We start from the raw sequence: 13,872 nt of genomic DNA on the forward strand, positions 1-13,872 counted from the left end.
TTACTTCCTAATCAAAACCAGCAAGCAGGAGAGCGCCGTATCCAAGTCGGCATAACGTTTGGCTTTGCCAAGCACGCGCATACCCTGCATGTTGTTGAGAACAAAACGAGCGAGCTCTTGTGGTTTCAGCGTCTTCGGCACTAAGGTTTCTTTTTGCGCATTGGTCAGCGCATCTGCAATGATGTCGATAAGATGGTCAAACAAAAAATGCCCTTTGCGCAGTACGTCATCGTCTTCACCGGCATGCTCAATCAACGCATTTTGAATAAAACACCCACAGTTGCGTTTGCGTTGCAGCTCAGCAAAGGATTTGAGGAACGATTCCAACTCAGGTAAAGACGCGTCGTCTTTTTCCAAATCATTCAGTGACGGTAGCGAGACTTTTTTTAAGTAGGTATCGAGCGCTTCGTAGTAGAGCTGTTGCTTGTCACCATAGGTGTTGTAAAGACTGAAGCGGTTGATGTTCAACTCGTCGGTGAGATCCGAGATGGACGTGTTCGCAAAGCCCTTTCGCCAAAACACATCCATAGCTACGAGAAGCTTCTCATCTCGGTCGAAGTTGGCTTTTCTTGCCATAAATTACCTGCCTGGGTCTGCTTATCGGGTAATTGAGTTGCTTTGGAGGGATGGTACAGAGAACCTCTAGCGTTCGAACTGAACCAAATAGTGAAACTCCAAATTCATGTGAACTCACAAACGGCATCAAAAATCTCGCTCAGCAAACAGACCCAAAACTGTTTGAACATTTTTGATAGTGAAGTTCTTGACTGATCGTTTATAAACTAATTGCAGTATATCCTAACCAATCGGTTAGAAAAAGGTAAAGGGATGTAAAATGAAACTGCAATGACTCCAAGTTGTAAGCGAGTTAGCACTTTTCTAAAGGAAATCTCGCGTTTTAGAATTCCTACCAACTTTCGATAAGCGTCTGTCAGAGAGCGAATATATCGCGACGGACAACTTCACCATTGTGGACATTACTGGCTACATTTTTGTTGGTTTTGCTGTAAATGGTTTGAGTATTGAAGTGTTCGAAACTTACCCAAATATTGCGCGTTGGTTTGAACAAGTATCGGTGCGTGAGGCATTCCAAGACTGAGGCTGAGTCCTCATCAACAAAGCAGTGAAGCTTGTACAAATTTGCTGCTTTTTGTCGTTTTAAGCGTAAAGATCTTCAATTTTCTCGGGTTTTCTCTTTTTTCAGCCACTCTCCTATAATTAACTTTGTTAATGAAACAACCTCAATTGGCTCTCACGGCGTTTTAGAACGTTACGTTCTTAGTCTGTAGACGTCCCAATCATTATTGGACTTTACCAAGTAATGAAGGACACCAAGCGACAAGGAGAGGTTATGCGTGTTCGAAGTAAAACCATCAATGGCGTGTTGTGTACGCTACTAGTAGCGTCTGTGTGCGGGCTCGTGGCCATGTATCAAAGTCACACTCAGCAACATCAACAAATTGAACTGCTGCGTGGGCAACTGGTGGAAAAAGAAAACCAAATCGTAGTCTCGAATGAGGCATTATCTTACACCCGTTATCAACACCAACTTTTAGCGGAAGATTACAGCCGTTTCAGAGATGCCCAATCCATGAATAGCGTGCTGCAATAGAACAAACGGGCAAGGAGGCGCATGAAGTCCATATTGTTGGTTGACGACAGCAAAACGGTTCTGCTCTACATGACCAGTGCATTGCAAAAGCAAGGGTACGAGGTCATTGCCGTTGAAGATGGTGAGGCTGCGTTAGAAGTGCTGACTCACCGAACTGACATTCAGTTTGTCCTCAGTGATTTGATGATGCCGGGCATTAGTGGCATTGAACTTTGTCGTGAGCTTAAGTCGTCGGCGTTTTCTCGTTATATCTTCTTTGTTCTCCTTTCTTCATATAACGATCAAGAATCCATCATCAAAGGCATGGATGCAGGTGCCGATGACTTTGTTGATAAGAAGACCTCTGTCGCTGAGCTGCAAGCGCGAATTCGAGCGGGTTTTCGTACTTTAGAGCTGCACAATACGCTCACGACAAAAAACCAAGAGCTCGATTTAGCGTATCAAACCATTCAGCAGGATCTAGATTCTGCTGGAGAGTTAATGGGGCAACTGTTGCCCGTTGAAGAACAAATTCATACGGCACAATTTAGCTTCACTTATGTCCCTTGTACCAAGATCGGTGGGGATATGTTGGGCTATGTGGAGCTTGATGAATCGCATGTTGCGTTTTATGTCTTCGATGTTTCCGGACACGGTATTTCTTCGGCGTTGATGGCGTTCTCGATTCAACAAACTTTGTCACAACGTAACAAATCGGAGTCGATAACGTTAGATTGGAGTGACAACGAATACCGCATCAGTAAGCCTGCGGCTGTGATTGAACGGCTCAATCGACGCTACCAGCAAACGCAGAACGGCAAGCTTTATTTCACTGTCGAATACGCCGTGTTGAACACCGAAACCGGTGAATTGAATTATTGCACAGCAGGACACCCTAAATTTGTTTGGCAACAGACGAAACAAAACCGCTTGGAACTTGTTGGTGACAACAACTTCATCGTCGGGGCATTAGAGCCGATGATGTACCAAGGTGGACGTATCCAACTCAAGCCTGATGACGCGCTTTGGTTTTTCTCCGATGGCTTATTGGAAGCTAAGCAAGGCGAGGAGCGTTACGGCATTGACCGACTGTTAGCCAACATCGAAAGGAGTAAAGCGATGCCAGAAAAAGCACAAACTAATGCTGTTTTAAAGCAAGTGCAAAACTGGCAAGGAAAACCAGAAATCGACGATGACGTGAGCTTGTTGAAGGTGCAATGGTTGGGCTGTGCACAATCGCAAGCCGTTAAGTCGACAAGTTCGGTATTCCAGAAATCCTATCAAGCATCTTTAGAAGTTTCACGCCTAGCGAGTCTCGAATTGGTTGAGTTTCTTCAACAACATTCGGTTTCTTCTCATGTCGCGCAGACTCTAGAGTTGTGTGTGGTTGAGTTGATGAACAATGCGTTTATTCATGCCTACCAAGAACAAGCAGGAAAAACGGTTGAGTTAGAATGCGAACTAACACAGGGTGAGCAGCGCAACATAGAAGTGCGTGTATTTGATTATGGTAATCGCATTTCTGATGAAACCTTCCAAAGTTACACCTCAAAGAAAATTGAGACGCCAAATCTATTCGACGAAGAGAGTTGGATGCCTTCAGGGCGAGGTTTGATGCTCATAGCCCAAATGACAAACGGGTTTTCTGTATCACATCAAGGGGAGCGCAATTGCTTTACGGTGGTGATAACTCCCGACGAAAAGACAAAGTCTATAATTCTTTAATGACTTTATCTGAGGAAACCAAACATGTCGCAAATCGAAATCAAATTGGAGCGGCCACGCGTCGGAAAGCAGACTGGATTGATGCGACCAAAGGCAGTGTTCGCAAAGGGTTGAGTAAAGAAACCATCGCAGAAGTTGAAGCGGCTTTTCCAAATTTAGGCTTTCACGACACCTTGTTGCGCCTAGCAAAAGACTATGGTGGTTCAACACTCGTAGGCGGCGTCAAAGTGACGCTGGGTATCGTTAAGTGGTAATTCGTATCTTGCCTTAGCCGCAAAAGTAAAGCCAAGCGGAAAAACAGAACCAAGAGTGATAACAAAAATGCCGAAGTGATGTAGGTTGTTTCGGCATTTGTTGTTTTTGAATAGGGGTTATGCACTGACTTCTTGTTGCATGATCTGCTTATTAAAGGCGAGAGGGTCTTTCAGTATGGCACGCCCGACGGCTGCCAAATCGAGCCAGCCACTAGTTACGGCTTGTTCGATGTATTCTGCACTTTCAATTCCACCCACACCGATGATTGGAACACCCAAGTCTGTTTGTTTTAAGAAGGTTGACTCTGATACTAGATAGCCTTCGCCACGGCGGTCTTTGGGACGATTCCAGCCCCCAATACCCGATGAAACGTCGATAACATCTAAACCCGCTTTGATGAGTAACTGACACACTTTCACCATGTCGTTTTGCGTTAACCCTTCTGGGTAGAGGTCTTGCCCGGGGATGCGGACCATCACGCCAATATGGCTCTGAGCTTTGATGGCTTCGATGATCTCGACCACCAAACGAGCGCGGTTTTCTAATGACCCGCCGTATTGGTCATTACGCTGGTTTGTGACCGGAGAAAGAACTTGGTTTAAACCATAACCGTGGGCACAGTGCAGTTCCACAAAGTCGAAGCCAGCTTTGTCGGCACGCAGGGCTGCATCAATAAATTTCTGACGGCATACGAGCATGTCTTCCAGTGTCATTGCTTTTGGCTGTGGCAAAACACGATCGAAAGCGGGCACGGTTATGCCAGAAGGTCCCATTAATTCTGGGCAAACATCTAACTGGGCTTTACCGCCACAGTGGGTAATTTGGAAGCCTGCTTTTGCACCGCGAGCATGAATGACTGCTGCGATCGCTCGTATTCCCTCGATACAATTATCGCTGTATGCCCCTAATTGGTTTGGCTCACTTCGACCAGTAAAGTCGACAAAGCTGTATTCCACCATCACAAGACCCGCACCAGATCGCGCCAGTTTGTCATAGTGTTGAATGGTGGTTTGGGTAGCAATGCCATCGGTCGTCGCGGTTTGGGAAGCCATGGGTGGCACAACTAGACGGTTTTTGAGCTGGTGGTTAGCGGCTTTTAGCGGAGCGAAACGAGTCATAAGATCTTTCGTATGTCTTAAATTCTTTGGCAACGTAAACGTGGTGTTTCTTACTGAGTAAGTTGCGACTAACAACTGATGCTCAATGGTTATACTCAAAAAGCCGATTCATTTCGTCTGTTATTCAGAGGATTGCCATGCTTGGTCACAGATTTAGGGGAGGGTAATGTAATTTACAGCCGTGCATTTTACGTCAGTACGTTTATAATGCAGAGGCAGTTTCTAGCGCCTTTTTGTGCACTTCTATTGATTTCCTCTCGAACCGTTATCCTAATCTTCCCCGCGTAATGTCGTCTAAGAGCAACTTTGCGTCATGACATTCATTTTTTCTCGTTGTTTCTGCGTTAATGCCACTAACGCCCTTAAGTCGGAATAAGCGGCGATAAGACAACCCTTTACCTTTAACCTTTATCTTCAACCTTCTATTTTTAACCATTGAGGTCTAAATGAATAACCTAATCGTATTTACTGGTGGTCCGGGTTCGGGCAAAACCTCAGTGATTGAGCATCTTACTAAGCTTGGTTACGTTTGCGCACCAGAAACCGGGCGTAAGGTGATCCAACATCAAGTGGCACTTGGTGGTGACGCTTTACCTTGGAAAAACAAAATCGCTTTTCGCGATGAAATGGTGCGCGAAGAGCAAAACAACTTTGAAGCCTACAAGCATCATAATGAGTTCGTCTTCTTTGACCGCGGTATTGTGGATTCATACGGCTATAGCCAACTCGAAAGTTTACCTATCCCGCAAGCGTTAACGAATGCCTGTGAGGAACAACAATACGCCAAACACATTTTCATCTTCCCACCTTGGGAGGCCATTTTTGTCAACGATGAAGAGAGAAAGCAAAACTTTTCGGAAGCCGTGAGAACTTATCAGGTGATGGTTGCAGCATACGAACGATTCGGATACACGCTGATTGAAGTTCCAACACTCAACGTCGAGCAACGAGTGCAATTTATACTCGAAAGCCTAAAAGGCGGTCCCATGATAGGCTAGTATTTCCGTGCATAGAGGGGCCGTTAAGACGAATTTGCAGAAGTTTTGTCAATCCGGTGAACTAAAACACGATTTGGTAATCATAGAGAAGGGCAAGGTTGACTTGGCCTTTTTTCTATAAGCTTTCCTGATCAAAAGAGCGGCTTATAGAACCAAATAAAGCTTAGAAACAAAGTTCTCAAATACGTAATGTTTTAATTGCTAACGCATGATGTTATAACATAACAACTATTGTTTTCAGTCAATCCAAGTATTATGAAGTTTGTTCGTTATTCACTCATTGCTGTCGCTGCTACCGCATTCTCTCTCGCAGCATACCTCACCTATCAAGCAGAAACGAAACCTGAAGAAATCACTATTAAGGTGACGCCTTATTCTCAGTTAGAGAGCGCTCCAAAGTCTGGCGCTCAATCAACGGAGGCGACACAAAAGAATGACCGCTCCGCTCAAGGTCATGACAACATTGCTCGTATTCATTACTTCGTCAAAGTCGGCGATACGCTTAGCACCATTTTTTCTTCATGGGGTGTGCCGTACGAAACGACGCAGAAGCTTCTTGAAGCTGACTTAATCTCACTTAAGCTCGATACCATTAAACCAGGCGACCACCTCGAGTTTGTGTTGGATAGAGACACTAAAACCTTACAGCAAGTGATTTTTCATGAGAGTCTCGTTGAACGCGCGATCTACACGCAAAACAGCGATGGTACTTTTGCGTATGACTTTGTGGAAGAGCCGGGTGAATGGCGTGAGGAAATGCACTCAGGGACGATCAACGGTAGCTTCTCATCGTCTGCTCATCGACAAGGCTTAACTACGACCCAGATTGCCAACATCACACGTGTATTGCGCGATAAAGTGAATTTTGCTCGCGAACTTCGTGCTGGTGATAGTTTTCATGTGTTGGTTCGTCGCCAATATGTTGATGATCATTTAACTGGCAATACAGAAGTACAAGGCATTGCAATCAAGATGCGCGGCAAAGATGTGGAGGCGTTTTTGGCGGAAGATGGACGTTTTTATGACCGAGATGGAAACAGCCTTGAGCAAGCATTCAATCGTTACCCAGTCGACAAACAGTTCCGTCGTATTACCTCACCTTTCAACCCTTATCGGAAACACCCAGTGACAGGGCGTATCTCACCACATAATGGCACGGATTTCGCGACGCCTGTTGGCTCTCCAGTCTACTCTACTGGCGATGGTAAAGTGATTGCGATTCGTAACCATCCTTATGCGGGGAAATACTTGGTAATAGAGCATAACAGTGTCTACAAAACGCGTTATCTGCATTTGAGCCGTTTCTTAGTTAAGAAAGGAGACCATGTTAAGCGTGGGCAGAAAATTGCGCTTTCCGGAGCGACAGGCCGTCTAACAGGCCCACACCTGCACTTCGAAGTACTGGTACGAAATCGCGCGGTCGATTCAATGAAAGTAGACTTGCCACTGGCAAGCTCGATCCCAAGTAAAGACAAGCCTGCATTCTTGGCAAGAATTTCTCAGTTTGATGACATGGTTGCCACAGAGCAAAACGCTAGCAATGTGGACGCGAAAGAGGAAAAACGAACTTCTTGAACCTAATCTCAGATAAAAAGTGCAATACGCAGTGAAAGGCAGGCTTCGGCTTGCCTTTTTTGATTCTAATACTTGGAGAAATAGTGGGTAAAATAAACACAAAAAAAGCGTAAATACATTATCGTCAAGGTCGACCTATATTAGAAATAGTGAAAGGATTTGATTGATAGTTAGATTGTTAATTGAGCTATTAAGTTGAAAATAGAATTAATACTCTAGATGTTGTAGGATAATTATTATTCCTGTAGCTCATGAAAAATGTGTGACGTTAATTCCAAATGAAAGCAAATGTTGACTTCAGTTTTTTAGTGATTTTGCATCTTTACTTCATATTTCAAAGTGGTATTGAAATGAAACAACCATTCATGTGGCTTATTTATTGTGCGAAATTTACTACATGGCAATCATGTGGTTTATTCTTTTAAATATGATTTTTTATTGAGCGTGCTTGTTTAAATTGTTGTTATATATAGCTTTTATTCTTTTATTGACTGGCTTGTTATATTCTCTTTTTATGTCGTTGAAACCTTTCCTTTCCAGCTAAATTCAATAGCTTTCGTTTCGCTAAATTAAAGGTGGCTAATTAAGATTATTCTATAAATGGTATTTAATTAGCTCTTATATAATCATATGGTTTATAAAATTGTGGTTTTATTCCCATAAATAGATAAATTTTGATATTTATCCCAGAAGTGAAAATGAATTTTTGCCTTGGTTATTTTTATTTATAAATTAAGTGTACTTGCAAGGAATCGTTGAATTGCCAATTGCAGGTTTTTGTACAGTACCTAAATAATTAATATAAGACTAAGGACTTAAATATGTATCTAAGAAAGGGCAGTGCTAAACAGACCAATTCCATTGGTTATCGTGCGTTAGGGCTAACAATGCTTTGTTCTGGCTTATTGTTGAATCCAATTTCACAAGCCATGGCCGCAGAGTTCAGCACCGATGCGGTAGCTCAGTCAGAAAGTGAATACTGGAGCACCTATAAGCTAGATATCACAAACACAGGCTCAGATAGCGCAGACATGCGTGAAGCCGTGATCGAATTTTTATTGCCGGTAGCGATTAACGAAATCAATTGGGCGTCAAACCATCTTTCTTACCCATCATGGGAAATCTCTCATACGACGCAAGCGGATGGTGTATTGAACTCGGTGACATTGACGTTCCCAGAAGGCTCTTGGGTTGATAGTGAGCTGGCCTCAGGTGAATCTGCGGCATTGACTATCTCTTTCGGTGGCGAATTGAATGACCTGAACGCGTTTGAGAATTCTGTTGTGGTAAAAGTGGATGGCGAAGTTGTTCCGCCAACAGAGTTTTCACTGGATATCTTAGCGCCTGCTCAAAACTCAGTGGTTTACACAGGTACGAATGTTGACATCATCACGGGTGTCGAAGGTGACGGTGCAAGCAAACTAGAATTCTGGGCAAACAGTACCAAATTGGGCGAGCAAAACGTTGTAGAAGGCACGACAGAATACCAGCAAGCTTGGCTTCCAGCAGAAGTTGGTGCTGCGTCGATCACTGTCATGGCGTTCAATGACAATGGTGACAAACTCACAGAGAAAGCGATTCAAGTGACGGTAGAGTCAGAATCGACGGCGCCAAATCCACCTGTAATTGAGTTTATCTCGCCAGATGAAGGCTCTTCTCACCAAAAAGGTGACAGCATCACTATTTCAGCGCATGTGACGGATGCAGATGATGACTTAGCGACCGTTAAGTTCTTCGCTAACGATGCAGAAGTGTGTTCTCTTGATGCGAAAGCGACGCAAGATTTCTCTTGTGACTGGACAACGCAAACGGCAGGCTCTACTACGCTTCGTGCGGAAGCAAAAGATGACGAGCAACATGTCTCTAGTAAGAACTTAACCATCACGGTGACAGATACAAGCACAAGCTGTGGTGACATACCTCAGTACGAAGATGGTGTGGCTTATCAAGTCGGTGATGAAGTCACTAACATTGGCAATATCTACTCATGTACGGTAGCAGGTTGGTGTGGTAACCCAGTATGGACACCGGGAACAGGTCATCCAAGTTATCCAGATGCGTGGAAAGATGCATGGAATGAAGTTGGTGAGTGTGATCCTAACCCAGTACCAGTGGTGGACGTTCAATCGCCGCAAGATGGACAGAAAATCGCACCTAACCAAGCATTCGACGTGGTTGTCGATGCTACGGATGACACTGAAGTTGCCCGCGTTGATGTTCAATTGAATGGTCAAGTGGTTGCGACATCAAACACGCCTTCACAAGGAGATACTTACACCATCACGGTGCCTGCCCAAGTCGAAGGCCAATACACATTGACGGTTGTTGCTTACGATGATCAAGGGGCGAGTGCAGAGGCGGCGCCAATTTCTTTAGCGATTACCGATAAAGACTTGGTTGTTTCTCTAGCATCTCCTGTCGATGGTTCAAGCTACTTCGAAGGTCGTGCGATTTCGATCAAAGCAGACGCGAAGAGCTACGAAGGTGATATTTCCTCGGTTAGCTTCATCGCGAATGGCAGCGAGCTGTTTAAAGACACTGAAGCACCTTATGAATATGAATGGCTAGGTGCTCAGAAGGGTACATACGCTATCACAGCAAAAGCGGTGAATACGGCCAACCAAGAGCAAACCTCTGCAACGTCTAACATTACGGTGAAAGAGAGCACAGGTGGTGGCGGTTTAGTCGATAACCCTGACCGCTCTATCAGTTACCTAACGTCTTGGGGTTTGAATGACTACGAAGAGTTATTCAACTCAGAAGGTGATGGTTACTTATTGTCATTTGGTAAGTGGGACGCAAGCGGTAACATCACGATCTCTGATGGCATGCTTACGCCACCGTATTACAACCCGGACTGGATGCCAACACAGTACCTAGCATGGTCAACGCTCAAGCATGACAATGAAAATGTCATTATGATGGTCGCGTTTGGTGGTCAAACTTACGAAAGCATTTGGTCGGCTATCAGTACGCCTGAAAGCCGTGAATCGGTTGCGACAGGTTTGGTTGATTTGGTGCATACACCATTCCCTGTGTACAAAAAGAACCTAAAACCTGAAGAGATGGAAGGCGAGTGTCTTGCAACAAATTCAGACGGTAGCTGTGACTACAGCAAGTACCAATTAGCGGGTTACGTGCACATTGATGGTTTAGATTTCGACTTCGAGAAAGCGGCACGAATCACGGACAAAGAGAATCAGGACTTGACGGCTTTGATCAAACTGATCCGTGAGAAAGTGGGTAATACGAAGGTTCTGTCTCTGACGACTTACCACGTAGGCGCGGATCCAGTTGAATGTATGGACGCGAGCGTATTTGAAAACTGTTCTTACATTGAAGAGTCTGGCCGCTCATCTCACCACGGTGAAGTGATTGATTTGTTGAAAGCGACCAAGAACGACTTTGATTTCTTCAACGTGATGACATACGACGCGGGTCGAAACTTCCTATACGAAGTGGCGATGGCAAACTATGCTGAATACATTGGAGACAAGTCGAAGATTGTTTTAGGTAATACGATCAACAGTCAGTGGGCACCAGGTGGTAACTTTGTCGAAACACGCCAGAACAACCTAGACCGTGCTGAATGGCAGAAAGATAACGGTTATGGTGGCTTCTTTATGTGGACGTTGGGTTCAAACAACCAAGGTTTGAGCATGGCAGAGCAAGTGGACTACTTTAACGACATGATCGGCGTAAGCAAGTAGTACTCACCTCATCTTGTAATCTACTTGAACGACGGAAGGCGCTTATGCCTTCCGTTAATTCTTCAATCTTCATCATGGGAACGCTCTTGCTCGCCGTATTCCCATGCCAATCTCAAATAAAAGTCAGTGGTGACAATATGTCGAAATTAGATTCTGGTCAGAACCAGAAAGCGATTCCGCACGTCCAAAATACATCCACTCAACAATACGACGCGTTCAGCAAATGGCTACACTGGATTATGGCAGTGATTATTATCTATGCAACGACTGCAGGCTACGGCATGTTATTCGTTATGGATATGCCGCAACTGTTCCACGTTTTATCGACGCTTAATATGTCGTTTGCAACGATCGCTTCGGTACTATTGATTGTGAGGTGGGGGTGGTCATTTTTTCGTGAGACACAAGAGCTACCAGACACAATTCCAAACACTCAGAAAAGCATGGCCAAACTTGCACATGGCACTCTCTATCTAGTGATGTTCGTTGTGTTTGTTAGCGGTTTTTTAATGCTTAAGCACGAGTACCCATTCTTTTGGCTGTTTACTATTCCAAACCCAATTTCAAATGCTGAAGTGAATGCGTTCTTTTTTATGGTTCATCGTTTTGGTTGCGCGACTCTGGCAAGCTTGGTTTTGCTACACGCGCTGGCCGCTCTGAAACATCATTTCGTGAATAAGAATGATGTATTAAAAAGCATGGCGTTTAACTTGTCCAAGCTAAGTCGGTCATAAACCTTAAAGAAAGGTTTGTTTGATAGCGCATAAAAAAGGCTTGGTGAGCCTATCCAAGCCTTTGTTTCCAGGTAGCAAGCCGCTTTTGGGCTACTAAACTACTTTTTAAAGGTTAGGTTCAGAGTAAGTGGAACTCTATCCGAAATCTTAATTCCACCAACCGTTGCCGCCAAGTTGGTCAAGTTTCCGTTGGGATACCAAAATCACTAGCACCGATGATGACAGGTGCACTTGAACTTACCATTACCGTATTACCTGCATTGAGAACCACAACAGGGAATTCTACGGATTTCGTCTTACCAAACAACGTCACTTCAGCCGGTACTTTTACCTTGTGTGAGCCTTCACCCAGAGCGGCCCAATCCACTTTGCCTGCCACTTTTACTGGTGCGTGTTTTGCAGATTCAAAGAAGATCTCATTCAGGCGTGTGTTTCGGATTGGAATACCTGTATTGATGCTGTTTAGGTCGATAGCGACGTCAAATTGCCCATCACTGTTAAGTGTGCCGGATAGGGCATCAATGGTTGCTGGCTCGACAATATACTGCTTTTTGATTGTTGCGAAGCTTAGGGAAGAGAGATCGGAATCAAGAGTGTAGTTGTCTGCAGCGGATGCGGCACTAGAAAACAGTGCGACTACGATGTTTAGAGTAGAGAAAGCCTTTTTCATTATTGTTAACCTTATTGATGTTGAGCGATGGTTTTCCATGATAGTAGTTCGGATTTATAAAAGTTAATAAGGAATTAAATCGATTGATTTCAATGATTTTTTCGATGTGATAGAGCGCCCAATTATCATAAGTGGATATCAATACAACTGATGTTAAGTCTGTGTTAAGTGTCAAAAATACGCTAATTAGCAACGGCTTATTAAGCATGTACGAATGTGTGATCTTATTTCTAATGAACAATTCGCGACTTGCTTGGTTTGTCGTTACACTCGTCGCACTGTTTAATAATTGGTTAGGTTAGTTGGCTTATGTATACCGTTGGCATTGTATTGTTTGATGATTTCACTGACGTAGACTTTTTCTTGATGTATGACCTGTTGGGAAGAACCCAAGACAGTTGGACCGTCAAAGTGTTAGGAACCAAGCCAGAACATATTTCTCACCTAGGTATGGCGGTAAAAACGGATGGTCATATCTCTGAAGTTGCAGCACAAGACGTGGTACTAATATCAAGCGGTAAGAAAGGGATCCCAGCTGCACTCCAAGATAGAGAGTTTATGTCGGCAATGAAGCTTGCCCCTGAAAAACAACTGATTGGCTCGATTTGCGCTGGCTCTTTTATCTTGCATGAATTGGGTTTACTTGATGGTAAACAGCTCACAACAAACCCAGATGCGAAACCAGCATTGGAAAGCATGGGAGGGGATGTTCAAGATGTTCCTCTCGTTGTAGAAGGCAATATTGCAACAGCAGGTGGTTGCTTATCGCTCATGTATCTCATTGGTTGGCTAGCAGAGCGTCTGTTTGATTCAGATAAGCGACGCGAAATTCAAAACCAGTTGATACCCGCTGGCCAGTTAGAGCACTTTGAGTTGTTGATATCTAAAACAATCGCGGATGCGGAGCAGAAAAATCGCTCTTAGTTTCGGGGCTGGTGTCTGGCGTTATTTTGGGCATGTTTATCGGTGCTGCATTCTTAGCGGCAGGTTATCAGGTATTTATGAAGTGGGTAGACGCCGAAACTCAAGATGTGGCAGCAGAATTAGAGAATACCGACCCGCCTAAAAAAGAGTTAGAACAACCTAAAGACTGACCTCTATCAAAAGCTAACTAAAAGACGGTTTCTCTGACCGTCTCTTTTATTTCCGTCTTAGTCTTTTTATTGGCAATGCTGATTGTTTGGTTACCCATTGAACAAGTTTGCGCGAAAATATTTTCCGTCTAGATCAATCTTTTTAATCAAGATAATCGATCGTGTCGATCACCGCCGTCGATCGATAGAAAATTAATCAATCTTGATAAAAAAGTTTTTCCTTAACGATACCCATTGGGCATCGACCGTTATTCAATTATGCGTATAATCCCTGCTTCTTGAATTTCTCGAGCATAATAACGTCGACAAGAAAAGAAATTACTGAAATATAGATGGAATTTTTAGAACCAAGTAATGGATATGGAGAACCAAACGAACTGGGATTGAGAAGTGGACCCCAAT

10 protein-coding genes and 3 pseudogenes are annotated in these 13,872 nt (G+C 44.0%); 10 read left to right on the forward strand and 3 right to left on the reverse strand.

Annotated features, from left to right (window positions below):
• Positions 1-576 (reverse strand): TetR/AcrR family transcriptional regulator, encoded by a 576-nt coding sequence (locus KIV40_RS06910; protein WP_225466287.1) that lies wholly within the window; start codon positions 574-576, stop codon positions 1-3.
• A 310-nt stretch (positions 577-886) separates the two neighbouring features.
• On the opposite strand from KIV40_RS06910, the pseudogene KIV40_RS06915 reads away from it, so the two are divergent.
• The 4 genes and pseudogenes from KIV40_RS06915 to KIV40_RS06930 form a co-directional block, all read left to right on the forward strand.
• Positions 887-1,099, forward strand: a pseudogene (locus tag KIV40_RS06915) (glutathione binding-like protein); the annotation flags it as partial.
• Between the two features lie 252 nt (positions 1,100-1,351).
• The gene (locus KIV40_RS06920; protein ID WP_043883416.1) at positions 1,352-1,612 is read left to right on the forward strand and encodes a hypothetical protein; all 261 of its coding nucleotides are present in this window, start codon (positions 1,352-1,354) and stop codon (positions 1,610-1,612) included.
• Between the two features lie 21 nt (positions 1,613-1,633).
• Complete coding sequence (locus KIV40_RS06925) at positions 1,634-3,316, forward strand: SpoIIE family protein phosphatase (RefSeq protein WP_285348420.1); 1,683 nt, start codon at positions 1,634-1,636, stop codon at positions 3,314-3,316.
• Positions 3,316-3,570 (forward strand): hypothetical protein, encoded by a 255-nt coding sequence (locus KIV40_RS06930; RefSeq protein ID WP_134977513.1) that lies wholly within the window; start codon positions 3,316-3,318, stop codon positions 3,568-3,570. Before KIV40_RS06925 ends, KIV40_RS06930 begins: the two co-directional genes overlap by 1 nt.
• A gap of 117 nt (positions 3,571-3,687) precedes the next feature.
• Here the strand turns inward: KIV40_RS06930 and KIV40_RS06935 are convergent, their stop codons facing one another.
• A complete protein-coding gene (locus KIV40_RS06935) occupies positions 3,688-4,689 on the reverse strand; it encodes an NADH:flavin oxidoreductase (protein ID WP_285348422.1) in 1,002 nt (333 codons plus the stop codon).
• A gap of 446 nt (positions 4,690-5,135) precedes the next feature.
• On the opposite strand from KIV40_RS06935, the gene KIV40_RS06940 reads away from it, so the two are divergent.
• From KIV40_RS06940 to KIV40_RS06955, 4 genes are all read left to right on the forward strand, one after another.
• On the forward strand, positions 5,136-5,687 hold the full coding sequence (locus KIV40_RS06940) for an ATP-binding protein (RefSeq protein ID WP_285348423.1): 552 nt from the start codon (positions 5,136-5,138) through the stop codon (positions 5,685-5,687).
• Positions 5,688-5,942: 255 nt separating this feature from the next.
• Complete coding sequence (locus tag KIV40_RS06945; RefSeq protein ID WP_285348424.1) at positions 5,943-7,262, forward strand: peptidoglycan DD-metalloendopeptidase family protein; 1,320 nt, start codon at positions 5,943-5,945, stop codon at positions 7,260-7,262.
• Between the two features lie 821 nt (positions 7,263-8,083).
• Complete coding sequence (locus KIV40_RS06950) at positions 8,084-10,972, forward strand: Ig-like domain-containing protein (RefSeq protein ID WP_285348425.1); 2,889 nt, start codon at positions 8,084-8,086, stop codon at positions 10,970-10,972.
• A 137-nt stretch (positions 10,973-11,109) separates the two neighbouring features.
• Positions 11,110-11,706, forward strand: coding sequence for a cytochrome b/b6 domain-containing protein (locus KIV40_RS06955; RefSeq protein WP_285348427.1), 597 nt, complete (start codon positions 11,110-11,112; stop codon positions 11,704-11,706).
• A gap of 98 nt (positions 11,707-11,804) precedes the next feature.
• Here the strand turns inward: KIV40_RS06955 and KIV40_RS06960 are convergent.
• A pseudogene (locus KIV40_RS06960) lies at positions 11,805-12,376 on the reverse strand (YceI family protein).
• A 309-nt stretch (positions 12,377-12,685) separates the two neighbouring features.
• Between KIV40_RS06960 and KIV40_RS06965 the strand changes: the two are divergent.
• Both KIV40_RS06965 and KIV40_RS06970 read left to right on the forward strand, forming a co-directional pair.
• Positions 12,686-13,300, forward strand: coding sequence for a DJ-1/PfpI family protein (locus KIV40_RS06965; protein ID WP_012129240.1), 615 nt, complete (start codon positions 12,686-12,688; stop codon positions 13,298-13,300).
• A pseudogene (locus KIV40_RS06970) lies at positions 13,300-13,470 on the forward strand (AI-2E family transporter); the annotation flags it as partial. The gene KIV40_RS06965 and the pseudogene KIV40_RS06970, both read left to right, overlap by 1 nt.
• Positions 13,471-13,872: the final 402 nt, after the last annotated feature.

Source organism: Vibrio sp. D173a, from assembly GCF_030248475.1.

What these genes read in the sequence shown, in the direction of transcription:
- KIV40_RS06910 (WP_225466287.1), bottom strand. Translation starts at nt 576, where the DNA reads ATGGCAAGAAAAGCCAACTTCGACCGAGATGAGAAGCTTCTCGTAGCT.
- KIV40_RS06920 (WP_043883416.1), top strand. Translation starts at nt 1,352, where the DNA reads ATGCGTGTTCGAAGTAAAACCATCAATGGCGTGTTGTGTACGCTACTA.
- KIV40_RS06925 (WP_285348420.1), top strand. Translation starts at nt 1,634, where the DNA reads ATGAAGTCCATATTGTTGGTTGACGACAGCAAAACGGTTCTGCTCTAC.
- KIV40_RS06930 (WP_134977513.1), top strand. Translation starts at nt 3,316, where the DNA reads ATGACTTTATCTGAGGAAACCAAACATGTCGCAAATCGAAATCAAATT.
- KIV40_RS06935 (WP_285348422.1), bottom strand. Translation starts at nt 4,689, where the DNA reads ATGACTCGTTTCGCTCCGCTAAAAGCCGCTAACCACCAGCTCAAAAAC.
- KIV40_RS06940 (WP_285348423.1), top strand. Translation starts at nt 5,136, where the DNA reads ATGAATAACCTAATCGTATTTACTGGTGGTCCGGGTTCGGGCAAAACC.
- KIV40_RS06945 (WP_285348424.1), top strand. Translation starts at nt 5,943, where the DNA reads ATGAAGTTTGTTCGTTATTCACTCATTGCTGTCGCTGCTACCGCATTC.
- KIV40_RS06950 (WP_285348425.1), top strand. Translation starts at nt 8,084, where the DNA reads ATGTATCTAAGAAAGGGCAGTGCTAAACAGACCAATTCCATTGGTTAT.
- KIV40_RS06955 (WP_285348427.1), top strand. Translation starts at nt 11,110, where the DNA reads ATGTCGAAATTAGATTCTGGTCAGAACCAGAAAGCGATTCCGCACGTC.
- KIV40_RS06965 (WP_012129240.1), top strand. Translation starts at nt 12,686, where the DNA reads ATGTATACCGTTGGCATTGTATTGTTTGATGATTTCACTGACGTAGAC.